Here is a 23,589-nt window from a genome sequence, read left to right as displayed (position 1 = left end):
GTTTTCGCTGTCTTATGGCGTCAGCACTCTGCATATTCCGCGCCAGGAATTCCTCGCGCTGCTGTGCCTGGCGGTGGTGTTCATGGCCCTGGCGACGCCTTTGTCGGCATTGGCCAGCGACCGCTTCGGCCGGCGCCCTGTGCTGATCGCCGGCACCGTGGCGGCGATTGCAGCTGGCTTTACCATGCAACCGCTGTTCGGCAGCGGCAACACGGCGGCGATTGCCTTGTTCCTGATCATCTTCCTGTTCCTGATGGGCGTTACCTTTGCCCCCATGGGCGCCTTGCTGCCGGAGCTGTTCCCCACCAGCGTGCGTTATACCGGCGCTGGCGTGTCGTACAACATCGGCGGCATCCTCGGCGCATCGGTGGCGCCCTATATCGCGCAGCTGCTGGCGCAGCGCGGCGGCCTCGCCTACGTCGGCGCCTACGTGTCGGTAGCGGCCGCGCTCAGCCTGGCTGCGGTGCTGTGCATGCGCGAGACGCGCCATGACAATCTGCAGAATGTCTGATCACACTTGAGACTGAAATCGCCGGCTGTTTTTTTGCGGCCGGAGAGATATTATTTAAACAACAAATAACAAGCCGGAGACAAAAAGTGAAACGAACACCCTCATCCCTGAAAAAAAATCTGCTGGGCGCGCTGGTCTTGTCGGCGCTGGCATTGAGCGCCAGCCTGGCGCAGGCGGCTCCGGTTGCACCGGTGTACGAGCTGGCGCAAAAAGAAAAGCCGGCAATGATGGACACCATGCGCGACCTGGTGAACATCGAATCGGGCAGCGGCGACCTCGAAGGCCTGGCCAGGATCGCCGGCCTGATCCGCGATCGCCTGACGCAGCTGGGCGGCAAGGCGGAGCTGCTGGACGCGCCTGAAATCTATCGCATGGGCGACACCCCGGCAAAAATCGGACAGATCGTCCACGCCGAATTCAAGGGCACCGGTAAACGCAAGATCATGCTGATCGCGCACATGGATACGGTCTACCTGCGCGGCATGCTGAAAGACCAGCAGTACCGCGTCGACGGCGACAAAGCCTACGGCCTTGGCATCGCCGACGACAAGCAAGGCGTCGCCACCATCCTGCATACCATTGCGATCCTGCAGAAAATCGGCTTCAAGGATTACGACACTCTGACCGTGCTGATCAACGGCGACGAAGAAATCAGCTCGCCCGGCGGCCGCAGCCTGCATACCAAACTGGGCGCCGAACAGGATGCGGTGTTTTCGTATGAAGGCGGCGGCCCCCAGGGCCAGCTGCGGCTGGCCACCAGCGGCATTGCAGCAGCCTACCTGACAGTCGAAGGCAAATCCTCGCACGCCGGCGCTGCACCGGAAAAGGGCATCAACGCCTTGTACGAACTGTCGCACCAGCTGCTGCAGCTGCGTTCGCTATCGCAACCGGAACGCGGCTTGAAACTGAACTGGACGGTAGCCCAGGCCGGCACCAACCGCAACGTGATCCCGGCCAGCGCCAGCGCGCAAGCCGACGCCCGCGCCTTGAAAATGAGCGATTTCGAACAGTTGCAGGCGCAGTTGCAGGAAGGCGTCAAGAAGCAGCTGATCCCGGATGCCAAGGTCCATCTGACATTTGAAATGCGGCGGCCGCCGCTGGAAACCAACGCCGCCTCGCGCACCGTCTCTGCTTATGGCAAGAAGATATACGGAGAACTCGATCTGCCGATGACCATTGTGGATGTCGCCAGCGGCGGCGGCACCGATGCTGCCTTCGCCGGCTTGAAATCGAAAGCGGCGGTGATCGAAGGGATGGGATTGACCGGCTACGGCGCCCACTCGAATGACGCCGAATATGTCTTGTTGAACAGTATTGTTCCGCGCTTGTATTTATCAACGCGGCTGATCATGGATTTTGCACAAGGTAAAGTCGAATAGGTCAGGCGCGCTAGCGGGCGAACAGGAAACTGTCCGCCCGCTCAATATAAGCCAAAGACTTAACTTGGCCACGCTTTCTGCTCAGACGCTTGATGACACGACAAACCGGCGCTACCATCCTTATATGGAAACCAGAATCATCAAGCTTGAAGAATTTGCTGAAGAAGCGCGCGACCGCATGGCGCGGATAGAAACGCGCCTGGACCATATGGCTACCAAGGAAGATGTATCCAGACTTGAAGCCACGCTTCTCAGATGGTTTATCGGAACGGCTATCTCTCTCACCGCCCTCGCCTTCACCGCCGCCAAGCTCATCCACTAAGCGACCAAACTCGCCAGAATCAGGATGGATGGGCCATGCGCCTGCATGGCCCTGCAAACCCGCTACTCGATGATACGCAGCGAATAATCGGTCGCCCGGATATCCTTGGTCAGGCTGCCTATCGAAATCCGGTCGACGCCGGTTTCCGCAATCGCCCTGACGCTATCCATATTGATGCCGCCGGACGCTTCCAGCAACGCCCTGCCATCGGTCAGCCTGACCGCATCGCGCATGGCGTCCAGGCTGAAATTGTCGAGCAGGACCGAGGTGGCGCCGGAGTTCAAGGCCTCATCCAGCTGCACAAGATTCTCCACTTCGACCTGGATCGTGACGTCCGCATCCAGGCTCAGCGCCGCCTTCATCGCGGCAGGAATGCCGCCGGCCGCGGCGATATGGTTTTCCTTGATCAGGATGCCGTCGTACAGCGCCAGCCGCTGGTTGTGGCCGCCGCCGACGCGCACCGCATATTTCTGCGCCAGCCGCAGGCCGGGCATGGTCTTGCGCGTATCCAGGATGTGCGCGCGGGTGTCGGCTACGGCGTTGACGTAAACCCGGGTGGCGCTGGCCACGCCGGACAACAGCTGCAGGAAATTCAAGGCGCCGCGCTCGGCCGTCAGCAAGGCCCGGGCCGGCGCATCGATCAGGCAGACTTCGCTGTCGGCGCTCATCAGGTCGCCCTCGGCATAACGCCAGTCGATGCGGATGCGCGCATCGAGCCGCTGCATCACCGCTTCGAACCACGGCGCGCCGCACAGCACCGCTGCTTCGCGCACGATCACGCGCGCGCGCACCATCTGCTGTTCGGGCACCAGCTTGCCGGTGAGGTCGCCGCTGCCGACGTCTTCCGCCAGCGCGATGCTGATATTGCTCTCAAAAGCAGCTTGCAGGGCCGCGTCGAACGGCGCGAAACGATTCACCAGATTGCTGGCCGATTTATGGGAAGAAGTGCTCATGCGGGTCCGATTCCTGAAAACAGTTTTTGTTCTTGCGCCAGATCGCTGGACGGGCGCACGTTGGCTTTGCGTTGCGCAGCGAAATCCAGCATGCGGTCGATGCAGATCACCGCCTTGCGGCCGATCTCGGCATCGACGTGGATTTCATTGCTGCCGGATTCCAGCACATCGGCCAGGTTCTGCAAGCCGTTCATCGCCATCCACGGACAGTGCGCGCAGCTCTTGCAGGTGGCGCTGTTGCCGGCGGTCGGGGCGTCGATGAAGCGTTTGCCCGGCGCCGCCATTTTCATCTTGTGCAGGATGCCGTTGTCGGTGGCGACGATGAATTCATCGGCATCCAGCGTCTGGGCAGCGGCGATCAGTTGGGTGGTGGAGCCGACCACATCGGCTTGCGCCACCACTGCTGCCGGCGATTCCGGATGCACCAGGATCTTGGCGCGCGGATGCTGCTGGCGCAGCAGTTCCAGCTCGACGCTCTTGAATTCGTCGTGCACCAGGCAGGAGCCCTGCCACAGCAGCATGTCGGCGCCGGTCTGTTTCTGGATGTAGCCGCCCAGATGCTTGTCCGGCGCCCACAGGATCTTTTTGCCTTGCGCATGCAGGTGGGCGACGATGTCGAGCCCGATGGACGACGTCACCATCCAGTCGGCGCGCGCCTTGACGGCAGCGCTGGTGTTGGCGTACACCACCACGGTGCGGTCCGGATGCTCGTCGCAGAATGCGGCAAACTCGTCTACCGGGCAACCGAGGTCGAGCGAACAGGTGGCGTCCAGGTCCGGCATCAGCACGCGTTTGTGCGGGCTCAGGATTTTCGAGGTTTCGCCCATGAACTTGACGCCCGCCACCACCAGCGTCTTGGCCGGGTGATCGCGGCCGAAGCGGGCCATTTCCAGCGAGTCCGAAACGCAGCCACCTGTTTCTTCTGCCAGGTCCTGCAAATCGGCGTCGACGTAATAATGGGCGACCAGCACCGCCTGCTGTTCTTTCAGCAAGCGCTTGATGCGCTCCTTGAGGGCGGTTTTCTGTTCTGGCGTAGGGGTTTCGGGGACGCGGGCCCAGGCATGTGCAGTACAGCTGCTGCCTAGCTCCATTTGCGGCCGCTCGAATTCAACGGTTTTGATGGCTTGGGGTTGCATAATGATGATGGCTGCGGATGAGATTGAGGAAATCGACATGAACTGCAGTAAAACGCCATGATACGACAGAAGGCGCGGCAAGATATTCCGCGGCAATTTATTAGCATGGAAAGCGAGAGCGGAATTCTACCGTGATCTCTGGAAGACTGCCTCAACATTACCTTATTGCAACTTTGCGGGAACTGCCGTACTATTATTTCACAATTGCCATAAAAGATTGTCACAGAAAAATGCTTGTGAAGCTTCGCGCATTTTTCGGACGCACTAAAAGAATACAGGGACATCATGACTATTTTCGACAAGACTGAGCGTGGCCGTAGCGAGATAACCACCCGCGGCCAGGCTGTGGCGCCGCGCTTGCGCACGCTGCTGTTGCTGGTCGACGGCAAGACCGGCAGCGATGAGCTGTTGAGAAAAGTGGCCGGTCTCGGACTGGGCCAGGAACATCTGGACGAGCTGCTGCAGGCCGGCCTGATCCAGGCCAGCGGCGATGCCGGCGCTAATGTCCCGATAGCAGCCCCTGCCGCGGCGCCGGCTGCCGCAGCACCGGTCGCCGGCTCTCCTGCAGCCGCGCCGACGGCAGCCAAGAGCGTCGCATCCGCTGCTCCAGCCTCTCCGGAGCAAATACTTCCTCCCGGCCAAACCCAGTTCGAAGCGATCTACCATTTCTATAACGACACGATCAAGAGCATGATCGGTCTGCGCGGCTACGGCCTGCAACTGCGGGTCGAGCGCGCCAGCAGCGTGCAAGACTTCCGCGAGCTGCGCCAGGCCTACCTGGAAGCGGTGCTCAAGGCCAAGGGCGAGGAAATCGCGCGCAGCCTGCGCGGCCGGCTGGATCAGTTGCTGTACCTGGGCGAACGGCCGCAGACCTGAACCTGGCGAGCATAAAAAAAGCGTGGCAGAAAAAATCTGCCACGCTTTTTTTGCGTCAGGACGCGATTGATACGGTCGAGAGTTATTCGATGCCCTGGCTGCTCAGGTAATCCTCGTAAGAACCCTGGAAATCGACCACTTCGTTTTCCTTGACTTCCAATACCCGTGTCGCCAGCGAAGAAACGAACTCGCGGTCATGCGAAACGAAGATCAGCGTGCCGGCATATTTTTCCAGCGCGATGTTCAGGGATTCGATCGATTCCATGTCCATGTGGTTGGTCGGCTCATCCAGCAGCAGCACATTGTGACGGCCCAGCATCAGCTTGCCGTACATCATGCGGCCCTTTTCGCCGCCCGACAGCACCTTGACCGATTTCTTGACATCGTCGCCGCTGAACAGCAGGCGGCCGAGGCTGGAACGCACGGCCTGGTCGTCGTCGCCTTCCTGCGTCCATTGCCCCATCCAGTCGGTCAACGTCTTGTCGGTGGCGAAGTCTTCGGTCGGATCTTGCGGCATGTAGCCGACGTTAGCGTTTTCCGCCCACTTGACCAGGCCGCTGTCAGCGTCCAGGCCAGCGATATCGTGGCCGCCGATGCAGCGCAACAGCGTGGTTTTACCAGCGCCGTTGGCGCCGATGATGGCGATTTTCTCGCCAGCTTCCACCATGATGCTGAAATGCTTGAACAGCGGACGGTCATAGGCCTTGCTGATGCCTTGCACTTCCACCGCCAGGCGGTGCAGCTTCTTCTCGCCGTCGAAACTCACGAACGGATTGGCGCGGCTGGATGGCTTGACATCCTCGACCTTGATTTTTTCGATCTGCTTGGCGCGCGAGGTAGCCTGGCGTGCCTTCGATTTGTTGGCCGAGAAGCGGCGCACGAAATCCTGCAGTTCCGCGACCTTGTCCTTGGCCTTGGCGTTCACCGACAGCTGCTGCGCGCGGGCTTGCGACGAAGCCAGCATGTAGTCGTCGTAGTTGCCCGGATAGACCTTCAAGGTACCGTAATCCATGTCGGCCATGTGGGTGCACACCTGGTTCAGGAAGTGGCGGTCATGGGAAATGATGATCATGGTGGAGTTGCGCTGGTTCAGCACATCTTCCAGCCAGCGGATGGTGTTGATGTCGAGGTTGTTGGTCGGCTCGTCCAGCAGCAGGATGTCCGGATTGGAAAACAGCGCCTGCGCCAGCAGCACGCGCAGCTTCCAGCCGGGAGCGACGCTGCTCATCAGGCCCTGGTGCTGTTCGATCGCCACGCCCACGCCCAGCAGCAGTTCGCCGGCGCGCGCTTCCGCGGTGTAGCCGTCATACTCGGCGAACTTGGCTTCCAGGTCGGCCGCCTTCATGTAGTCGTCGTCGGTGGCTTCCGGATTGGCGTAGATCGCATCGCGCTCCGCCATCGCCGCCCACATTTCGGTGTGGCCCATCATCACCACGTCCAGCACGCGCATGTCTTCAAACGCGAACTGATCCTGGCGCAATTTACCCAGGCGCTCGTTCTGGTCCAGCATCACGTTGCCGGCCGAGGACTCCAGGTCGCCGCCCAGGATCTTCATGAAGGTGGACTTGCCGCAACCGTTGGCGCCGATCAGGCCGTAGCGGTTGCCGTCGCCGAATTTGACGGAAATGTTTTCAAACAGCGGCTTGGGGCCGAACTGCATCGTGATATTTGCGGTGGACAGCATCTTGGCTTTGGTTCTTTTCTTAATTGAATCATGGGGTTAGGTGGCGGCATTATACAGTATCCGCATTTGTGCACTGCATGAGTCCATATAAAACAACGACTTACCGCCACATTTCCCAAAATTCGCCGCTGCCCGGCGGCAAGGATTAGGACAGCTGCGTCACCAAAGACGCCGCCAGCCGCCCGACCTGCGCGTGCACCGCATCGCGTGCAGCGGCCGGCCCCGGCGCCCCGGTCAGGTAGCTGGCGACCAGCAGCGGCGCGCCGTCCGGCGACAGCAGCATGCCGATATCGTTGGCGGTGCCCTGGTCGCCGGTGCCGGTCTTGTCGGCAACGCGCCAGCCGGACGGCAGCAAGGCGCGCAAGCGCTTGTCACCCGTCTTGTTAGCCAGCAGCCAGTCGGTGAGCTGTTGACGCGAGCTTCCCGACAGATTTCCACCCAACAATATCTCGCGCAAGCTGGACAGCATGGCGCTGGGCGTCGTGGTATCGCGCGGGTCGCCGGGAGCGGCCTCGTTCAACTGCGGTTCAATGCGGTCCAGGCGGGTCATCTTGTCTCCCGACGCGCGCATATAGGCTGTCAGTTGAGCCGGGCCGCCGAAACTGCGCAGCAGCAGGTTGGCGGCGGTATTGTCGCTTTGCGTGACGGCGGCTTCGCACAGTTCCGCCACCGTCATGCCGCCAGCGCCGGTGTGATGCTCTGTCACCGGCGAATAGGACACCAGGTCAGCCTTCTGGTAGCGGATGCGCCGTGTCAGCTGTTCCTTGCCCTGGTCGACGCGTTTCAGCACGAAGGCGGACGCCAGCAGTTTGAAGGTGCTGCACATCGGAAAACGCTCGCCGCCGCGATAGGCGTAGGTCTGTCCTGAATGGCTGTCGAAGATGGCAACGCCTAGCCGGCCACCGCTTTTGGCTTCGATCTGGCGCAGCTGCCCGACTATTGCGTGCACCGCCGGCGCATTAGTCATGCCCCAGGATTTCTGTGTCCAGGCGCCGATGGCCAGTGCCCCGAATGCCATGCCGAGATTGCCGGCGAATTGACGTCGATTCATGTTTTTCCTCTCAGGTCGATAAGCAAGGCGTTCACGATAACCACTCGCCGGCGATCTCTCAAGCTACAATATCCTAATGAAGTCATAAGAAATACTAGGCCTGACTGGCTTAAGCTTTAAAGGAAGAATCATGCACCTGCCATTGAACGCGCTGCGCGCTTTTGAAGTTTCGGCGCGCTTTCTCAGCTTTACCCGCGCCGCCTCGGAGCTGAACGTCACCCAGGCCGCCATCAGCCAGCAGGTGAAAAACCTGGAAGAACGCATGGGAGTCCAGCTGTTCCGGCGGCTGCCGCGCGGCCTGGCGCTGACCGCCGAGGGCATTGCATTGCTGCCGGTGCTGGCGGAATCCTTTGGCCGCATCGGCTCGGTGCTGGAGCAGTTCCAGGATAGCCGCGGCCGCTTGCGCGAAGTACTGACGGTTGGCGCGGTGGGCACCTTCGCGGTGGGCTGGCTGATTCCGCGCCTGCGCGATTTCCAGCAAGCCCATCCTTTTGTCGATTTTCGGCTGTTCACCAACAACAACCGGGTCGATATCGCCGGCGAAGGCCTCGACTATGCCATCCGCTTCGGTGACGGCGCCTGGCACGGCACCGATGCCGAAGCCTTGCTGGCAGCGCCGCTGTCGCCGATGTGCTCCCCCGCCCTGGCGCCCTACCTGCGCGATCCGGCCGACCTCGGCAGCCAGATGCTGCTGCGCTCTTACCGCAGCGACGAATGGGCGATCTGGTTCGCCGCCGCCGGCCACGCCTGCCCGGTACTGCGCGGCACGGTATTCGATTCTTCGCTGACGATGGCGGAAGCCGCGGCACAGGGCGCCGGCGTGGCGCTGCTGCCGGCCCGCATGTTCGCGCGAGAGCTGCAGCAGGGGCGGCTGATACGGCCGTTTGATGTGGAGATAAGCAGCGGCAGCTATTGGCTGACGCGCCTCAAGTCGAAGCAGGCGACGCCGGCCATGCAGGCATTTCAGGAGTGGCTGCACCATGCGGCCGCCCAGTGACGCCACCGCGGATAGCCGCCGGCAGCGCCGTGCCGCGCTTCAGGAAGGCAGCGTGAGCGGGTTCTGGAAAGCCAGCCGGAAGCCGTCGGCATCCGCATCCAGCTTGGCCTGCGCGCCTACCGGCAAGGTCAGCTTGTCACGGATATGGCCAAACGGCAGGCCGCTCAGGATAGGCACCGAAACGTTGGCGCGCAGATAGGCCAGCATGGCGTCGAAGTCGTAGCCGTTGTCGTGTTCGGCCAGCCGGTAGTCTGAAAAAGCCCCCAGCACAATCGCCTGCTGCCGCCCCAGGATGCCGGCGTATTGCAGCTGTAGCATCATGCGCTCGATACGGTAAGGATGCTCGCCGATGTCTTCCAGGAACAGGATGCCGTCTTCGATCTGCGGCAGATAGGGAGTGCCGACCAGGTGCGTCAGCATCGCCAGGTTGCCGCCCCATAGCGTGCCGCTGACATGCAGCGTCGGATTGCCGGCGGCGGCGACCTGTATCGCCTGCTCCGGCTGGCGCAACGCTTGCCAGAAGTGCGACATCGTAAATTCGCTCAGCTCGGCGGCGCCGAAATCCGCGCACAGCATCGGCCCCGCCAGGCTGACGGCGCCGGTCTGCGCAAACAAGGCCAGGTGCAAGGCGGTGACATCGCTGTGGCCGACAAAGATTTTCTTGCTCGCCGCCAGGCGGCGGAAATCCAGCAGCGGCAACAGGCGCGACATGCCGTAGCTGCCGCGCAATACCAGCACGATCTGCACGTGCGGATTATCGATGGCCTGGTAAATCTGCTCCACCCGGGCGGCATCGGTACCGCCGAAGCGCTGGAATTTTGCCGCCGGATCGTAATAGTCGTAGACCACGCAGCCTTGCTGCTGCAAGGCCTGGATGCCGCGCGCCAACGCCGCTTCGTCGTTGGCGTAGCCGCCGGGAGCGATCACTGCCACGCCAATTGCCGCTGACGGCTGCACTTGAGTATTCTCGGTCATGTTTTTTGTTGAGCAAGGCGCCGTTCGGCGAAAAATTCCTTGAGTAGTGTGCCACATTCCTCAGCCATCACGCCAGCCGTCAGCTCGGTGTGGTGATTCAGCTTTTCCTGCTCGAACAGGTTCAGCACCGAGCCGCAGGCGCCGGTCTTGGGATCGCTGGCGCCGTACACCACGCGTGCCAGCCGTGCGTGCAGCATGGCGCCGGCGCACATTGCGCAGGGCTCCAGCGTCACGTACATTTCACAACCGGGCAAGCGATAGTTGCCGAGGATGGTGGCGGCGGCGCGCAGCGCCATGATTTCGGCGTGCGCAGTCGGATCGTGATTGCCGATCGGCTGGTTGAAGCCGGTGGCGATGATCTGGCCATCTTTCACTATCAGTGCGCCGACCGGCACTTCGCCCAGGGCCCAGGCATTGCGCGCCTGGGAAATCGCTTGCTGCATGTAGATAGCGTCACGCATAGGCAGGTCAGCGATCTTCGGAAATCTCGGCCCAGCAATTCGGGGTTTCGTGCAGCACCAGTTTTTGCAAGTGCAGGCCGGTGCCGAAATGATCCTTGTAGGCGGCTTTCAGGATATCGAAGGCGGTACGCGCCAGGTTTTCCACCGTCGGGATGCGGTCGATCACGACCGTCTTGTGATTCGGCAGCGTGGCCAGGAAATCGCGTACCGCTGCATCTTTTTCGTAGACCAGGAAAGCGTGGTCCCAGACATCCACCAGATGCTGCTTGGCCAGGGTCTTGATGTCGGAGAAGTCCATGATCATCCCATTGTCGGAGCTGCCTTCGACTTCGATGACGGCGCCGACCAGGGTGATTTCCAGGGTATAGCGGTGGCCGTGCAGGTTGCGGCACTGGCTCTTGTGGTCGGGAATCCGGTGGCCGGCGTCGAATTCGAGTTTGCGGGTGATGGTCAGCATGGTAATCGGTTCTTTATAAAATCGGTTCAGGGAATCTGCAACAGCTTGTGCGTCTGCAGACTCAGTTTCCATTTCGGGTTGCGCTTGCAGGTCTCGATGGCCAACTGGATATTTTGCGCCTGTTGCGGGCCATCCATGGCCTGTACATAGAAATGATCGAAATCAAGCGATTCATATGTCGCCAGCGACTGGCCGAGCTGCGGAATCACGACCTTCAGCTCATTACCCTTGCGCAGCTTGAGTACGGAGCCCATCTTCGGACTGACGCAAATCCAGTCGATGCCGGCCGGCGGTTCCAGCGTGCCGTTGGTTTCGATGGCGATTTCAAAGCCGGCCGCATGCATGCTGTCGACCAGCGCCGCGTCCAGCTGCAGCAAGGGCTCGCCGCCGGTAAACACCACGAACTTGCTACCTGTGTAGGTCGTCGGCCAAAGCGCATTGATGGTGTCGGCCAGCGCCGCGCTGGTCTTGAACTTGCCGCCACCCTCGCCGTCGGTGCCGACAAAATCGGTATCGCAGAACTGGCAGACCGCCGTGCTGCGATCTTCTTCCCGCCCGCTCCACAGGTTGCAGCCGCTGAAACGGCAAAACACCGCAGGGCGGCCGGCATGTGTGCCTTCGCCTTGCAGTGTGTAGAAGATTTCCTTGATGCTGTAAGTCACTGTGTCAACCCGTACTTTCTGTTTGCCGGGGACGGCCGCCCTCGGACTTGCAATACTTGATTCATCATAAGCTACCTGCGGCGCCGCACCCGGGATTCAGTTGCCTGGCAGGGAAAACGGGAGTATATCCAGCACAGTTATCGGAAAAGCAAGACGTTTCGCAGCTAAGCCATTTGGCGGCGCCACGCCGGCATTCCGCTTGCCGCCTGCAAACCCACGCCACAGACGCCAATGCAAGAGATAGGTAGGTAAGCAGGATAGATAGCGCCAGCCGGACATGACTAGGCAGGTCTTTCACGCCGATCCAGTATAAGTGCAAACCCGGAGCGTGGATGCCAGCGCCGTTGCTGCGCAAAACGAAGTGCAGGATTATACAGACAGCTACCGCAGCCCGCATCGGGATGGCGGAAAATTCCAGCAAAACCAACAAAATACCGGCAATTTCCCGGGCTGGCGGCCAAGGGCGATCGACATTTGCCATAATGAAACTATTTATTGAACGAAGACTTGTTTCCCGGCAGCGTCGCCGCTTCATCGCGTTGGCGGTAGCCGGAAAACCAGACTGCGCTGAATTTCATTGCGATCTCAAGCAAAGGAGCGAACCGCGTGACCCAAGCAGACATTTCCACGGCAAAAACCCGTGCCCGCACCGTGATCCTGTCCGGAATAGCACTGGTCCTGGCTGCGGCGTTCACATCAGCCATCGAAGCACAGGCGCAGGAAAAGCTGCCCAGTCCGGCGGCCTTGTGGAGCGCGCCCGTCACAACCTCGGCCAGCGCATCGGAACTGCAATTCAATAACGGCCGGACCGCGCTCAGTGGAACCCTATACGCCCCTCAGCTGCCAGGCAAGGCGCCGGCGGTGATCGTGCTGCATGCGGCCTCGGTCCCCACCCGGGATCAGGCGCTCTATCGTCATCTGATACAAGCCCTGCCGCCGCTCGGCATCGCCGTTTTTGTCTATGACCGGCGCGGCAGCGGGAAATCGGGCGGCACGCTCGCCGACAGCGATTACGAGGCCCTGGCGGATGATGCCATTGCAGCGCAGCGGATGCTCGGCCGGGATGCGCGGATCGACCCCAGGAGGATTGGCTTTTGGGGTCTTAGCCAGGGCGGATGGCTATCCTTGCTGGCGGCGGCGCGCTGCCCGGAAGCCGCCTTCGCCATCGCCATCTCGGCGCCGATGACCACGCCGGACGTGCAGATGAATTTCGCGGTAGCGAACATATTGCGGATCAAAGGCTATCCGGAAGCCGACGTAGAAATGGCCGTTGCGGCCCGGACGGCGGTCGACGAGTTCGAGCGTGGCCAACTCGATCGCGCAGCCGCACAGACCCGGCTCGATGCCGTCATCGACAAGCCGTGGTTTGCACTCACCTATCTGGACAAGACATTTGCAGATCCCGGCAAATCGCACTGGGCGAAAGAAATCAGGCACGATCCCTTAAAGACGCTCGACTCCGTGCATGCGCCCGCCCTGGTCATCTACGGCGCGCAAGACCCCTGGGTGCCGGCAAAGCTGTCGGCCGATATCCTGCGCAAGAACGCGGCGCAGTATCCCAACATCGATACCGCGGTGATCGCCGGCGCCGACCACGACATGATGCTGTCCGCGCCGCTCGAATTCCAGATCGATCCCAAGGCATTCAGCGCTCAGGCGCCTGATGCGCCGGAATATTTCAGCCTGATGGCGGCGTGGTTTACCGCGAAAGGATTTGCGCACCTCCATTGATTATCTCCGTGCAATCAGAAAACCTTGATTTTCAACTGGAAGGACAGCGCGCCGTACAGCCTGTCCTTATAGCTGGGAATGACTGCCAGGTTCAAGCCGATACGCTTGTATTCGATGCTGGCGACCGGAATCGCCGCCAGGAACCAGTCGCCATGGCGCATTTTCGGGTAGCCGTTGAAGCCGCCGGCTACCACACCTAGGCGTACCGGTCCGATATATACCGGCTGGTAGTAGACGCCGACGTAGTTTGAATATTCCCTGTCGCTGTTATAGAACCTGCCGGCAGTGGCCGACGCCACGGTGGAAAACCGGTACTCGGCGCCGAGGCCGTAATTGCTGTTGTTCAGGCCCTTGTCGCGATCGAAGTGCTCGGAATAGAAACCGCCGTTCAGCCACACTTCGCTGATGGGCTGGTTCTCCACCCAGCCAAACAGATCGCCTTGTTCGGCCTGTGCGTCGGCGGCAGCTGACGCTGACAGCATCAAAAAGAGAACCGCCCGGTAGCGCTGCGTTAAAGTCATCATCAGCTTCCTATCCATAAAGTTTGCGCAGCGTGTCAGGGATATCAGTGTCAAGACGGCATATGCTTGCTCCGGCGGGTCGTCGCAGCGATACGCTCCGGCATGCTCACGCGGAGCATTTTAAAGCAACTATGGAGTCGGCAGTAGCAAGATCCGATGTCAGTGCGGATAAATCGATAGCGCAGGATCCGGGAGGAATTTGCGGATGCCCTGCCGCGCATGGGTCTCGTTTAAGAAGCCAGCTCGCTGCCGCCATCTGCGGCAGCCGCGCGCTTTGTGCTGCGATCGAGCGCGCCGGTCAGCGGGAACATCCAGTCAAACGCTACCGCAGCACAGCTCGCACCCATGATCTGGGCCACCACGAAGCCGAGCACATCGGCCGGCCGGATGCCGGTAAACGTAGCGCTCATCGCCCGCGCCAGGGTCGCCGCCGGATTGGCGAAAGAGGATGAAGAAGTGAACCAGCATGCCGCCACGATGTAGGCGGCAACGGCAAAAGGCGTTGCCGCCGGACGCCGGCGCGAACAGCCGGTTATCACGCCGATCAAGCCAAAGGTGGCGATAAACTCGCTCCACAATAGCGGCCGGTCGGATTTGACCTGTGTCGCCGCGGAGAAAACCGGCAATCCAAACATCACATCAACCGCAGCCACGCCGGCGCAAGCGCCAATCAACTGCGCAACGATATAGGGCGGCACATCGTGCCATGCCATTTTTCCCTGCCATACTTCCAGCAAGGTCACGACAGGATTGAAATGCGCGCCCGACACCGGAGCGAAAGTGAGGATCAAGGTCATCAGCGCGAGGCCGGTGACCAGGGTATTGGCCAGCAGGGCGAGGCCTTCGTTCGCTTCGGACAGGCGTGTAGCCATGATGCCCGAGCCAACGATGGCGGCAAGCAGGAAAGCGGTGCCGAGCGCTTCGGCTGCCAGACGGCGCGACAGTGTCATAGTAGATATAGAGATTGTGCGATGCTGATGAATCGTGGCTGGATCTCCTCTCCCGCAATCGGGAAAGGAGCAACGCGCGCCATTGTAGATTCCAGCCAGGCTTCCGATAGCAGCGCAGGCCTATACTTGCTATGTCCGGATTTGCATTATCCACCCGCCCCTGAATGGCAAGCCGGCCTGCCTAGCGGAACGCAAACATCAATAGCCGCTCGCCGGCAACATCGCCGTTTGCCAGCTGATGCTGAGGAACGACCATGATCAGCTCACCGGTCGCATCATCGCTGCCATGGAGATTGATCGTCATTTTCAATTGGCGGTCCAGGGCGACGAAATCATGCGCCGCGGTTGCGACAATCGCATGCCGCCCCTGCCCCTGCACTTGCGCATAAAGCTGCTGCCCGCGGTAGAACAGGTCCAGCGTCATGCCGTTTGAAAGACTGTATGAACGTAAATAGTCATAAGCTTCATCCGCCCGCATGCGGTGATAGTGGCTGGGGGCTTCAATGCGCAGCGTTGGGCCGGTGATCTGCACGGTCTGGTTATCGGGCGCCGTTTGCGCCACAGCCGCCAGCGCAAGACCGCCCATGATCGACATCAGGACAAGGTTTTTCATGATGAACATCCTTTCTTTTAAATGGGATACTCTCAGGCGCAGCGTCATACGGGTTCTCCTGCTGTGGCGCCGTGCGAAAGTCAGATAACTGTTCTGTCAAAAAGCATTCTCGAAAATAATGGCGCCATCTCCACATGCATCGGCCAGCGCCGTTCTGAAACATGATCCAGAACAAACTTGCCTGGCATCAAAAGGAATTTGATATATTCTGTTGCGGACAAAATAATCGGCAACGCAAGAGGCATGGAAGCGATAACCTGAAGCCAGTTCATGTCGGCTTCCCGGCCGCGGGCATCACGGTTAACTATTTCTTCTTTGTGGATGTACGGAACTGCTGATCTGGTCGACATACGCACCGGTGATCTTCGAATGCGAGCCATTCGGGTACCGGGGTAAAGAGCGGAGTGCTGGACCGTCAACGGGTTGGTTGACGCCGGTCACTATCTTGCTCGGTTTTTCTCGCAGATTTGCGATGTTTTATCGTTGTATCGCCAAGCCACAATAGGATATGTTTGCGCCATATTCAAGCTGGACTCCGCTTACATGCGCGCCTCGCATCCGCTATCCTGATGCAGGAAGGAATCATATGCATCGTCTTATTGACACAAGACAATTCAAACATGCTGGATGCATTCGTACAAATGGATAACTTGAACCGGAAGGGAAGTTTTCATGCATAGCTATGTCGCCCTGTTGCGGGCCGTTAACGTGGGCGGCACCGGCAAGTTGCCGATGCCGGAACTGAAGGCCATGTGCGAGTCATTGGGTTTTCTCAAGGTGCGCACCTATATTGCCAGCGGCAATGTGGTTTTTGAAAGCAAGCTTTCAGAAGCATCGGTGAAAGAGAAACTGGAAAAATGCCTCGATGCGTATGCCGGCAAACCGGTCGGCGTACTGGTGCGCAGCGCCAAGGAAATGGCTGCGGTTCTCGCCGCGAATCCCTTCCAGTCTGCAGCGCCGAACCGGACTGTGGCGATCTTCCTTGACCACCCGCCGCCGCAGGATTCTGTGAACGATGCGCGCGGCCGGCAAGACGAAGAGATCGCGCTGGGAGTGCGCGAGATCTACGTGCACTACGGGAATGGCATGGCCGATTCGAAACTGAAGATTGCCGCCGCAAAAAATGGCACTGCCCGCAACATGAACACCGTAGCAAAGCTTGCGGAATGGGCGAATTCCTAGGATATTCTCAGGCCGCCTTTCCTGGTTCGGCTCCCAACGCCTGCCACATGGCGCGGATGATGCGGAAAGAACGTTCGTCGCCCATCAGGCTGCGCTGCATCTTGTTCATGGCGTAGGCGTAGGTGGTGCGTGCATCCATGTCGACGAGGACAAAAGAACCGCCGCCGCCGGCCCAGAAAAGAGAGTTGGGATGCAACGGCGCGAGCGCCAGGATCGCGCTCGGCAGGCCGAAACCCAGGCCAAAACGGACTTGCCTGCCGCCCATGGCCAGGTCGGGGCCGTCTATCTGCTGCTCGAGCGCCTTGCGGCAGCCGGCCTCGGACATGATCCGCTTGCCCTTGGCGACGCCGCCATTGGCGAGCAGAGCGTGGATCTCGGCGATGGAACGGGCGTTGCCGTGGCCGTTGGCGGCAGGAATTTCGGCGCCGCGCCAGGCGCGGGTGCGGGTCGACGGCACATCGGTCTGAGTGTCGATAAAGGTGATTCTCTGAATGTCGGTGAGCTGCAAATTCACCGTGCTGGGCGGCGACTCTCCCCCTACAAGATTGGCCACGCGATGGTCTTCCGAGTCCGGCAAGCCGATCCAGAAATCGGCGCCCAGCGGCTCGGCGATCTCTTCGCGGAACACTGTGCCGAGGCTCTTGCCTGTGATCCGGCGCACTACCTCGCCGATCAGGAAACCGAAGGTATAGACATGATAGCCGGAGGCCGTCCCCGGTTCCCATAGCGGCGCCTGGGCGGCCAGCATCGACGTCACCTTATCCCAATCGTAAAAATCCGCGCCGCTGACCGCAGGCCGCCAGCCCGACAGGCCAGAGGTGTGGCTCATCAGCTGGGCGACGGTGATGCGATCCTTGCCGTTGGCGGCAAATTCAGGCCAGTAGCCGGCGACCGGCGCAGACAAATCGAGCTCGCCGCGGTCGGCCAGCAGCAGCGCCGTCAGCGCCGTCATGGTCTTGGTGACGGAGTAGACGTTGACGATCGTGTCGCGCGTCCAAGGCCGGACCTTCTCCTCGTCGGCATAGCCGCCCCACAGGTCGACTACCGTCTCGCCCTCTACCGTGGCGCAGAACGAGGCGCCCAGTTCCTCGCCGTTCGCGAAGTTGGCCTCGAACGCCTCTCTCGCGGCACTGAAGCGATCATGGGCGAATCCGTCTATCCTGGTTTGCTGCATGTTTGCACTCCTCCCGGTTTTCGTCAGTTGGGCGCCAGAGTATGTGCCTCGACTGATACATCAAATTGACGTTATAGATCACTCCTTCGTCAAATGCCATAGGAAATAGCATTGTCAGCATTTTCCTCCTCGAGATCCAGATCAACGGCGTCCTGCCTGATGTGCCGATATTTGTTGTCAACGAATCACATGCGGCGGCGACTTCCTTCGTATGTATCCTAGCGTACTGACCCGAGCGCGTTTTTGAGTTTAGATAGGTACTCTTAGCCAATTCCAAGAGGAATCAAAAATGTATATCGGCCTCGGAACAGTTGTGATCGTCCTGATTATTTTTCTCATCTTGAGATAACGCGATTCTCATCATGACAAAACCCTTCAATCCCAAGAAAAACCACTTGCTGGCCTCGCTGCCGGACGCAGAATTTCAGCGCTGGCTGCCGAAGCTGGAATTGTTCGAATTATCATTGGGAAAAGTGCTGTACGAGCCAGGCGTTACGCTCAACTACGTCTACTTCCCCATTACGGCAATCGTCTCATTGCTATACGAAATGGAAAATGGCGCGTCGGCAGAAATTGCCGTTGTCGGCAATGAAGGCCTGGTCGGCGTCTCCCTCTTCATGGGCGGCGGTTCCACTCCCAGCCGTGCCGTGGTGCAGAGCGCTGGCCATGGCTTTCGTCTCAGCGCGGCGGCAATGAAGGACGAGTTTGACCGAGCCGGTCCCGTGCTGCACTTGTTGTTGCGCTATACCCAGGCGCTGCTCACGCAGATGGCCCAGACGGCCGTATGCAATCGTCACCATTCGCTGGATAAGCAGCTATGCCGATGGCTGCTGCTGAGCATGGACCGCCTAGAGGGTAACGAGTTGGTGATGACGCAGGAACTCATTGCGAATATGCTCGGCGTCCGGCGCGAAGGTGTCACGGAAGCCGCTACGCGCCTGCAGGCTGCAGGCCTGATTCGCTATTCGCGCGGCCGCATCACGGTTCTGGATCGTCCCGCCCTGGAAAAGCGAACTTGCGAATGCTATGCAGTGGTCAAGAACGAGTGCGATCGCCTGCTGCCGCCCATATTGGCCAAATAGGCCGCACCGGATTCTACGAAATCCTGTGCCGCCGCTATCTGCCAGGCAACAGCATCACGAAGTTCTCCGCGATTGATAGGACGGCGCACGCGTAGATTGCTGGGGATCGAACTTGACAGGCGCCACCGCACGTATGGCAACGACGCGCGACATCAAGTCCCGGATTGCGTCATCGTTCCGATAGATTGCCTGCAACTGAAAGGCGAGTTTTTCCAAAGTGGAACGACACCCTCGGGCTGAAAACAGGTCGGCGTCAGAATCATAGGCAACAGCTTCCGTCAATGCGCAAAGGCATTCGGCGGCAACCACTTCCGCCAGGGCCGTCCAGTCAACACCGTTGCCGGACCATCCCTCCGCCGAGCGCTCCAAAAATACATGGTACTTGAACGCCATAGAATGATCGAACATGACCAGTGCCCTGCAATGGCCATCAATCAGGATGAACGGTATAAATGTCGCGTTGTCAGTTGTCAAACCTGCTTCCTGCTCGCCTATCCTGGCCGGCATTCCGCGGTTCTGGCTTCCGAGTGTTTCCAAGCTGTTTTCCATGATCCTCTTTCTGTCAGAAAGGAGGGCGACAAAGTTCGTGTCGTGCCATATCTTCGGGTCTGCCGCAGATGCCCGATTTCTGATATCGGACCTGGCAAGTATCTATTCGACTGGCAGCCTGGTCGGTTCGTTTCCGCACATATGGAAAAATAACAATTGCAGTGGAATCGTTACTTTCCCGGCAACCTACGTAGCAAGCGTATCGGGCAGCAGTCTGTCACATTCCTTCTTGACCACCGCATAGCATTCGCAGGTCCGCTTCTCCAGGCCGGGACGCTCCACTACCGTGATGCGTTCTCGCGCATAGTGGATCAGCCCGGCATCCTGTAGATACCCCGCAGCCTCGGTAACTCCCTCGCGGCGCGCGCAGAGCATGTGCCAGCACAGGTTACGCAACTGCTGTCATGACAGCATATTCAAAATCCTTCCCTGGCGGCGGTTCATCAATCCAAATGACGATCCCCGGCCGTCAAACTTCGATGACCACCTTTAATGCCTTGGTTTCGGCAGCATGGGAAAAAGTGTCGTAGGCATCCAGAATCTGATCCAGCTTGAAACGATGGGTGATAAGGCGGGTAGGATCGATCTTCTGCGACTGGACCGTCTTCAACAGCATCGGTGTCGTCACGGTATCCACCAGTCGGGTTGTGATGGCGATGTTTTGTGACCACAGCCGCTCAAGGTGCAAATCGACTTTCTGTCCATGCACGCCGATATTGGCGATGATGCCGCCAGCGGCAACCAGTTCCTGGCACAGCAGAAAGGTCGCCGGTACGCCGACTGCCTCAATCGCCGCATCGACGCCACGGCCGCCAGTCAGCTGCTTGACGGTTTCTGCGGCCTTGCCGTCAACGCTGTTGATCACCTGCGTAGCGCCAAACTGACGCGCCACCTGCAGGCGATTGTCGTCAAGGTCGATCATGATGATCTGCGCCGGCGAATACAGCTGGGCGGTCAGCAGAACCGCCAGCCCTATCGGTCCGGCGCCGACAATTGCGACCGTCGAGCCCGGTTCCACCTTGCCGTTGAGGACGCCGCATTCGAAACCGGTCGGCAGAATGTCGCTCAGCATGACCAGCGCTTCCTCGTCGGCGCCGGCTGGAATCGGATAAAGGCTGGTGTCGGCGTGCGGCGTGCGGACATACTCGGCTTGCGTGCCGTCGATCTCATTGCCGAGGATCCAGCCGCCGCTGGTGCAATGCGAAAACATGCCGCGCCGGCAATACTCGCATTTGCCGCAGGAAGAAATGCAAGAAATGAGCACGCGGTCGCCCGGCTTGAAGGCCGTCACGCCGGCGCCTACCGAATCGATGATGCCGACACCCTCGTGGCCAAGAATGCGGCCGGGAACGCAAGTGGCGACATCTCCTTTGAGGATATGCAGATCGGTGCCGCAGATGGTGGTCTTGACCATCTTCACAATAGCGTCGCCAGCTGCCTGGATCTCTGGTTTCGGACGGTCTTCGAGCGACTTCAGGCCCGGTCCGCCATAAACAAATGCTTTCATCGTTACTCCCAATCAAAAGGACTTGCAGCCGCGCCGATCCGGCCCGGCTTGAAGTCCCGGTTATGCTGCCCACAAGGTGCGGGTGGCCATGACGGCGCGTGCTTGCGCCAGCTCCTCGGCATTGCCATGCACCATGAGAATGTATTTGTCCGCCTTCAAGGCAGTCTCGTACTTGATGACCTGCTCCCGGTCGGCGCCGATCTGGCTCAATGCAGCTCCCAAGGCCGAAACGCCGCCCACCACCACCGCCCCTTCCAGGGCAGCAATCAGCTCGGCGACGATAGGACCGGCCATTGCCATCAATCCGACTCCCGGCAAGAAAAATACTGCCGGAGCCAGCAATAAACCCCAGATGCCGCCCCAGAATGCACCGGCGCCGCCCCAGGTTTTGATGCGGTCGGCAGCCGTATAGAATCCTATCGGATGCTCTTCTGTGTGATAGCCCTTGCCGATCAGGGACAATTTCTTGACATCGAAATCGGCCCGGCGCAGCCACTGGATTGCCTGCTCCGCTTCGGCGTGAGTGGCGAAGACGTAAAACGGCGAATTTTCTATTTCCACGATGTTTCCTTGATAAATGCTGGATGAATGACTCAGGCGCGCTGTCATGATAAAAATGCGGCTTGCGCGGCGCGACGCCTCGCTCAGACGATCACGAGATGGTCCACCACGTTACGCACCCCCGGCGTCGCCCAGGCAGAATGGCAAGCCAGATTGCGTTCCGCCAGACTGTGGACAGTGCCGGCCAAGGTCACGTTCGTGCCCTGGATTTCGACAGATATATTTTGTGCATCGATGTGGGCGCGCCGTTTCAAGGCTGCCTCGATTTCCGATTCGACTGCGCTCAGCGATATCTTGGGCTTGATCATGATCTGATTGCTGACGCCCGCCACTCCCATCAGGTGGCGCACCGCACCGGTAGCCGCCAGCTTCTGATACTCCCAGTCGACCTCGCCGGAGAGCGTGATCCAGCCAGCTTCGACCACCACCTTGACCGCGTCTTCCGGCAAGTAAGTCATCCATTGCAATACGTTTTCTGCCGAATGCGCAATATCGGAATCGTTGCGTTTGCTTGACCCTGGCAGCGTGACGTCGATTTCGATTGCCAGCGCCTTCAGTCCCGCCACGCGTTGGACGGCCTGCTCGGCATGCCATTTCTCCGCGTAGCTGCCGACGTGCCCGGCCAAGGTCACGACACCATCTTTCACTTCAACGCCAATCTGTGCAGCGTTGACCGCAGGCTCCCATTTCAGCTCTGCCAGAACATCCTGCTGCATCTGCATATCGGTTTTCATGTGATTCTTTCAATCGGGTTAACGAAAATCGAGCATGCTCGTCGCCTGTGCAGCCGTCAGTTCGGTACGACACTTAATAGAAAATCGGAAGCTCAGGTCGCCATCCTGGCGGGAAGCAATCTCTCGCATTCGCGTTTGACCACCGCATAGCATTCGCAGCTGCGTTGTTCCAGGCCACGGCGGTCAATCACGGAGATATGGCCGCGGGCATAACTGATCAAGCCTGCCTGCCGTAAACTGCGCGCGGCCTCGGTAATCCCCTCGCGCCGCACGCCGAGCGTGTTGGCAATCAGTTCTTGCGTTATCACAAGATGATTGTGCTGCAGACGGTCTATGCTGAGCAACAACCAGCGGCATAGCTGCTGATCGACAGCGTGATGGCGGTTGCAGACCGAGGTTTGCGCCATCTGCGTAAGCAGCGCCTGGGTATAACGCAGCAGCAAATGCAGCACCGGGCCGCCACGGTTGAATTCTTCTTTCATGATGCTGGCCCGCAGGCGATAACCCTGTCCGGCGCTCAATACCACGGCCCGGCTTGGCGTGGATTCACCGCCCATGAACAGGGAGATGCCGACAATGCCTTCGTTGCCGACACCGGCGATTTCGGCAGAACCGCCGCTTTCCAACAGATACAGCAGCGAGACGATAGCGCTGGTGGGGAAATAGACGTAATTCTGTACACTTCCCGATTCGTACAGCACCTGGCCCAAGGGCATCTCTATGGCTTCCAGATACGGTAGCCAGCGCCGCCAGACGGCATCCGGCAAAGCCGCCAGCAAATGATTTTTCATGGGATCCGGCTGCGCAAGCTGTTGCTTGGCCGGGACTGGATAATGCACATTGAGGCATCGCTTAACCAAGCCGCCATGAAAGGCAGCGTCGATGTCATGACTTACACCCGCAGTTCTGGCATCCATGTTCATTCCGCCCGCGGCAGCTTGCCGCTTCGGATGACAGGCAGTTCCGCCAAGCCTGCGTCATGCGCCCATTTCCAGTTGCGGATTTCAGGCATGTCTTCACCGTGCTGTTCAATGTACTGCCTGTGGGCGAACAGCCTGTCGCGGACGAACTGTTTGGCATAAGTGGCCCGCGCCGCCAGTTGCGGCAAGCGGTCAACGACGTCGCCAAACAGATGGAAGCGATCCAGTTGGTTGAGCACCACCATGTCGAACGGCGTGGTGGTCGTGCCCTCCTCCTTGTAGCCATGCACATGCAGATTGCCGTGATTGGTACGCCGGTATGTGAGACGGTGAATCAAGGCCGGATAACCGTGATAGGCAAAGATGACCGGCTTGTCGACAGTGAACAGCTCATCAAAATCGTGGTCGCTCAGACCGTGCGGATGCTCGCTCTGCGGCTGCAACCTCATCAGGTCGACAACATTGATCAGGCGCACTTTCAGTTCCGGGAAATGCTTGCGCAGCAAGGCCACCGCGGCCAGGGTTTCGAGGGTCGGCACGTCGCCGCTGCAGGCCATGACCACGTCCGGTTCGCCGCCCTGGTCGTTGCTGGCCCACTCCC

Annotated in this window: 27 protein-coding genes and 2 pseudogenes; 9 read left to right on the top strand and 20 right to left on the bottom strand. The window is 59.7% G+C overall.

The features are described from left to right. From VNZ65_RS19910 to VNZ65_RS19900, 3 genes are all read left to right on the top strand, one after another. A partial coding sequence (locus tag VNZ65_RS19910) for an MFS transporter (RefSeq protein ID WP_325672108.1) occupies positions 1-511 on the top strand: 511 nt, incomplete at its 5' end. A gap of 86 nt (positions 512-597) precedes the next feature. After that, complete coding sequence (locus VNZ65_RS19905) at positions 598-1,890, top strand: M20/M25/M40 family metallo-hydrolase (protein WP_414649184.1); 1,293 nt, start codon at positions 598-600, stop codon at positions 1,888-1,890. 64 nt (positions 1,891-1,954) lie between these two features. Then, a complete protein-coding gene (locus VNZ65_RS19900) occupies positions 1,955-2,212 on the top strand; it encodes a hypothetical protein (protein WP_325672106.1) in 258 nt (85 codons plus the stop codon). A 62-nt stretch (positions 2,213-2,274) separates the two neighbouring features. Here VNZ65_RS19900 and nadC read toward each other — a convergent pair whose 3' ends face one another. Beyond that, entirely contained in the window at positions 2,275-3,165 is an 891-nt protein-coding gene (gene nadC / locus VNZ65_RS19895) for a carboxylating nicotinate-nucleotide diphosphorylase (protein WP_325672104.1), read from the bottom strand. Further along, positions 3,162-4,301 carry a quinolinate synthase NadA gene (nadA, locus tag VNZ65_RS19890; RefSeq protein ID WP_325672102.1) on the bottom strand — a complete coding sequence of 380 codons (1,140 nt, stop codon included), beginning with the start codon at positions 4,299-4,301 and terminating at the stop codon, positions 3,162-3,164. The genes nadC and nadA overlap by 4 nt, the downstream gene beginning before the upstream one ends. A gap of 285 nt (positions 4,302-4,586) precedes the next feature. On the opposite strand from nadA, the gene VNZ65_RS19885 reads away from it, so the two are divergent. After that, positions 4,587-5,177: a hypothetical protein gene (locus tag VNZ65_RS19885; RefSeq protein ID WP_325672100.1), complete on the top strand. Its 591-nt coding sequence runs from the start codon at positions 4,587-4,589 to the stop codon at positions 5,175-5,177. 82 nt (positions 5,178-5,259) lie between these two features. On the opposite strand, the gene VNZ65_RS19880 is transcribed toward VNZ65_RS19885, so the two are convergent. Together VNZ65_RS19880 and bla are read right to left on the bottom strand one after the other, a co-directional pair. Beyond that, positions 5,260-6,861 (bottom strand): ABC-F family ATPase, encoded by a 1,602-nt coding sequence (locus VNZ65_RS19880; protein ID WP_325672098.1) that lies wholly within the window; start codon positions 6,859-6,861, stop codon positions 5,260-5,262. A gap of 145 nt (positions 6,862-7,006) precedes the next feature. Further along, entirely contained in the window at positions 7,007-7,912 is a 906-nt protein-coding gene (bla, locus tag VNZ65_RS19875) for a class A beta-lactamase (protein WP_325672096.1), read from the bottom strand. A gap of 130 nt (positions 7,913-8,042) precedes the next feature. Here bla and VNZ65_RS19870 point away from each other — a divergent pair, with 130 nt between their 5' ends. Further along, positions 8,043-8,909 carry a LysR family transcriptional regulator gene (locus VNZ65_RS19870; protein ID WP_325672094.1) on the top strand — a complete coding sequence of 289 codons (867 nt, stop codon included), beginning with the start codon at positions 8,043-8,045 and terminating at the stop codon, positions 8,907-8,909. Positions 8,910-8,948: 39 nt separating this feature from the next. Here VNZ65_RS19870 and ldcA read toward each other — a convergent pair whose 3' ends face one another. Genes ldcA through queE form a run of 4 tightly spaced genes read right to left on the bottom strand, consistent with a single transcriptional unit; the run spans position 8,949 to position 11,464 of the window. Next, positions 8,949-9,884 carry a muramoyltetrapeptide carboxypeptidase gene (gene ldcA / locus VNZ65_RS19865; RefSeq protein ID WP_325672092.1) on the bottom strand — a complete coding sequence of 312 codons (936 nt, stop codon included), beginning with the start codon at positions 9,882-9,884 and terminating at the stop codon, positions 8,949-8,951. Continuing rightward, complete coding sequence (gene tadA, locus VNZ65_RS19860) at positions 9,881-10,345, bottom strand: tRNA adenosine(34) deaminase TadA (RefSeq protein ID WP_061942138.1); 465 nt, start codon at positions 10,343-10,345, stop codon at positions 9,881-9,883. Before tadA ends, ldcA begins: the two co-directional genes overlap by 4 nt. A 7-nt stretch (positions 10,346-10,352) precedes the next feature. After that, positions 10,353-10,802, bottom strand: a complete 450-nt coding sequence (gene queD / locus VNZ65_RS19855; protein ID WP_061942139.1) for a 6-carboxytetrahydropterin synthase QueD — start codon at positions 10,800-10,802, stop codon at positions 10,353-10,355. Between the two features lie 26 nt (positions 10,803-10,828). Beyond that, positions 10,829-11,464, bottom strand: a complete 636-nt coding sequence (gene queE, locus VNZ65_RS19850; protein WP_325672090.1) for a 7-carboxy-7-deazaguanine synthase — start codon at positions 11,462-11,464, stop codon at positions 10,829-10,831. Between the two features lie 328 nt (positions 11,465-11,792). On the opposite strand from queE, the gene VNZ65_RS19845 reads away from it, so the two are divergent. Both VNZ65_RS19845 and VNZ65_RS19840 read left to right on the top strand, forming a co-directional pair. Next, positions 11,793-11,963, top strand: a complete 171-nt coding sequence (locus VNZ65_RS19845; protein ID WP_325672087.1) for a hypothetical protein — start codon at positions 11,793-11,795, stop codon at positions 11,961-11,963. A 107-nt stretch (positions 11,964-12,070) separates the two neighbouring features. Further along, the gene (locus tag VNZ65_RS19840) at positions 12,071-13,195 is read left to right on the top strand and encodes an alpha/beta hydrolase family protein (RefSeq protein ID WP_325672085.1); all 1,125 of its coding nucleotides are present in this window, start codon (positions 12,071-12,073) and stop codon (positions 13,193-13,195) included. 14 nt (positions 13,196-13,209) lie between these two features. Here VNZ65_RS19840 and VNZ65_RS19835 read toward each other — a convergent pair whose 3' ends face one another. From VNZ65_RS19835 to VNZ65_RS19820, 4 genes are all read right to left on the bottom strand, one after another. After that, positions 13,210-13,719 (bottom strand): hypothetical protein, encoded by a 510-nt coding sequence (locus VNZ65_RS19835; RefSeq protein WP_325672083.1) that lies wholly within the window; start codon positions 13,717-13,719, stop codon positions 13,210-13,212. 227 nt (positions 13,720-13,946) lie between these two features. Beyond that, the gene (locus VNZ65_RS19830) at positions 13,947-14,666 is read right to left on the bottom strand and encodes an MIP/aquaporin family protein (protein ID WP_325672082.1); all 720 of its coding nucleotides are present in this window, start codon (positions 14,664-14,666) and stop codon (positions 13,947-13,949) included. A gap of 181 nt (positions 14,667-14,847) precedes the next feature. Next, positions 14,848-15,327, bottom strand: a complete 480-nt coding sequence (locus tag VNZ65_RS19825) for a hypothetical protein (protein ID WP_325672080.1) — start codon at positions 15,325-15,327, stop codon at positions 14,848-14,850. A 32-nt stretch (positions 15,328-15,359) separates the two neighbouring features. Continuing rightward, positions 15,360-15,551, bottom strand: a complete 192-nt coding sequence (locus VNZ65_RS19820) for a hypothetical protein (RefSeq protein WP_325672078.1) — start codon at positions 15,549-15,551, stop codon at positions 15,360-15,362. A gap of 400 nt (positions 15,552-15,951) precedes the next feature. Here VNZ65_RS19820 and VNZ65_RS19815 point away from each other — a divergent pair, with 400 nt between their 5' ends. Then, on the top strand, positions 15,952-16,461 hold the full coding sequence (locus VNZ65_RS19815; RefSeq protein WP_325672076.1) for a DUF1697 domain-containing protein: 510 nt from the start codon (positions 15,952-15,954) through the stop codon (positions 16,459-16,461). Between the two features lie 7 nt (positions 16,462-16,468). Here the strand turns inward: VNZ65_RS19815 and VNZ65_RS19810 are convergent, their stop codons facing one another. After that, complete coding sequence (locus VNZ65_RS19810) at positions 16,469-17,635, bottom strand: serine hydrolase domain-containing protein (protein ID WP_325672074.1); 1,167 nt, start codon at positions 17,633-17,635, stop codon at positions 16,469-16,471. Between the two features lie 362 nt (positions 17,636-17,997). On the opposite strand from VNZ65_RS19810, the gene VNZ65_RS19805 reads away from it, so the two are divergent. Next, positions 17,998-18,717: a Crp/Fnr family transcriptional regulator gene (locus VNZ65_RS19805; protein ID WP_325672072.1), complete on the top strand. Its 720-nt coding sequence runs from the start codon at positions 17,998-18,000 to the stop codon at positions 18,715-18,717. A 54-nt stretch (positions 18,718-18,771) separates the two neighbouring features. On the opposite strand, the gene VNZ65_RS19800 is transcribed toward VNZ65_RS19805, so the two are convergent. The 7 genes and pseudogenes from VNZ65_RS19800 to VNZ65_RS19770 form a co-directional block, all read right to left on the bottom strand. After that, positions 18,772-19,266 carry an Imm51 family immunity protein gene (locus VNZ65_RS19800; RefSeq protein WP_325672070.1) on the bottom strand — a complete coding sequence of 165 codons (495 nt, stop codon included), beginning with the start codon at positions 19,264-19,266 and terminating at the stop codon, positions 18,772-18,774. Between the two features lie 186 nt (positions 19,267-19,452). Then, positions 19,453-19,641, bottom strand: a pseudogene (locus VNZ65_RS19795) (Crp/Fnr family transcriptional regulator); the annotation flags it as partial. A 94-nt stretch (positions 19,642-19,735) separates the two neighbouring features. Further along, entirely contained in the window at positions 19,736-20,773 is a 1,038-nt protein-coding gene (locus VNZ65_RS19790) for a zinc-dependent alcohol dehydrogenase family protein (RefSeq protein ID WP_325672068.1), read from the bottom strand. 60 nt (positions 20,774-20,833) lie between these two features. Next, entirely contained in the window at positions 20,834-21,334 is a 501-nt protein-coding gene (locus VNZ65_RS19785) for a DUF1269 domain-containing protein (protein ID WP_325672066.1), read from the bottom strand. A gap of 83 nt (positions 21,335-21,417) precedes the next feature. Next, on the bottom strand, positions 21,418-22,068 hold the full coding sequence (locus tag VNZ65_RS19780) for a BON domain-containing protein (protein ID WP_325672064.1): 651 nt from the start codon (positions 22,066-22,068) through the stop codon (positions 21,418-21,420). Positions 22,069-22,160: 92 nt separating this feature from the next. Beyond that, positions 22,161-22,859 (bottom strand): Crp/Fnr family transcriptional regulator, encoded by a 699-nt coding sequence (locus tag VNZ65_RS19775; protein WP_325672063.1) that lies wholly within the window; start codon positions 22,857-22,859, stop codon positions 22,161-22,163. Between the two features lie 128 nt (positions 22,860-22,987). After that, positions 22,988-23,589 (bottom strand): annotated as a pseudogene (locus VNZ65_RS19770) (phosphoketolase); the annotation flags it as partial.

This window comes from Collimonas sp. (assembly GCF_035566555.1).
Taxonomy (GTDB): domain Bacteria; phylum Pseudomonadota; class Gammaproteobacteria; order Burkholderiales; family Burkholderiaceae_D; genus Collimonas.
Note: the sequence above shows the minus strand (reverse complement) of the source record. Positions and strands in the feature narration are given on the sequence as shown.

Excerpts from the sequence above, each read along its gene's own strand:
- nadC (WP_325672104.1), bottom strand. The coding sequence starts at position 3,165 with ATGAGCACTTCTTCCCATAAATCGGCCAGCAATCTGGTGAATCGTTTC.
- nadA (WP_325672102.1), bottom strand. The coding sequence starts at position 4,301 with ATGCAACCCCAAGCCATCAAAACCGTTGAATTCGAGCGGCCGCAAATG.
- VNZ65_RS19885 (WP_325672100.1), top strand. The coding sequence starts at position 4,587 with ATGACTATTTTCGACAAGACTGAGCGTGGCCGTAGCGAGATAACCACC.
- VNZ65_RS19880 (WP_325672098.1), bottom strand. The coding sequence starts at position 6,861 with ATGCTGTCCACCGCAAATATCACGATGCAGTTCGGCCCCAAGCCGCTG.
- bla (WP_325672096.1), bottom strand. The coding sequence starts at position 7,912 with ATGAATCGACGTCAATTCGCCGGCAATCTCGGCATGGCATTCGGGGCA.
- VNZ65_RS19870 (WP_325672094.1), top strand. The coding sequence starts at position 8,043 with ATGCACCTGCCATTGAACGCGCTGCGCGCTTTTGAAGTTTCGGCGCGC.
- ldcA (WP_325672092.1), bottom strand. The coding sequence starts at position 9,884 with ATGACCGAGAATACTCAAGTGCAGCCGTCAGCGGCAATTGGCGTGGCA.
- tadA (WP_061942138.1), bottom strand. The coding sequence starts at position 10,345 with ATGCGTGACGCTATCTACATGCAGCAAGCGATTTCCCAGGCGCGCAAT.
- queD (WP_061942139.1), bottom strand. The coding sequence starts at position 10,802 with ATGCTGACCATCACCCGCAAACTCGAATTCGACGCCGGCCACCGGATT.
- VNZ65_RS19835 (WP_325672083.1), bottom strand. The coding sequence starts at position 13,719 with ATGATGACTTTAACGCAGCGCTACCGGGCGGTTCTCTTTTTGATGCTG.
- VNZ65_RS19830 (WP_325672082.1), bottom strand. The coding sequence starts at position 14,666 with ATGACACTGTCGCGCCGTCTGGCAGCCGAAGCGCTCGGCACCGCTTTC.
- VNZ65_RS19825 (WP_325672080.1), bottom strand. The coding sequence starts at position 15,327 with ATGACGCTGCGCCTGAGAGTATCCCATTTAAAAGAAAGGATGTTCATC.
- VNZ65_RS19820 (WP_325672078.1), bottom strand. The coding sequence starts at position 15,551 with ATGAACTGGCTTCAGGTTATCGCTTCCATGCCTCTTGCGTTGCCGATT.
- VNZ65_RS19815 (WP_325672076.1), top strand. The coding sequence starts at position 15,952 with ATGCATAGCTATGTCGCCCTGTTGCGGGCCGTTAACGTGGGCGGCACC.
- VNZ65_RS19810 (WP_325672074.1), bottom strand. The coding sequence starts at position 17,635 with ATGCAGCAAACCAGGATAGACGGATTCGCCCATGATCGCTTCAGTGCC.
- VNZ65_RS19805 (WP_325672072.1), top strand. The coding sequence starts at position 17,998 with ATGACAAAACCCTTCAATCCCAAGAAAAACCACTTGCTGGCCTCGCTG.
- VNZ65_RS19800 (WP_325672070.1), bottom strand. The coding sequence starts at position 19,266 with ATGGAAAACAGCTTGGAAACACTCGGAAGCCAGAACCGCGGAATGCCG.
- VNZ65_RS19790 (WP_325672068.1), bottom strand. The coding sequence starts at position 20,773 with ATGAAAGCATTTGTTTATGGCGGACCGGGCCTGAAGTCGCTCGAAGAC.
- VNZ65_RS19780 (WP_325672064.1), bottom strand. The coding sequence starts at position 22,068 with ATGAAAACCGATATGCAGATGCAGCAGGATGTTCTGGCAGAGCTGAAA.
- VNZ65_RS19775 (WP_325672063.1), bottom strand. The coding sequence starts at position 22,859 with ATGAAAAATCATTTGCTGGCGGCTTTGCCGGATGCCGTCTGGCGGCGC.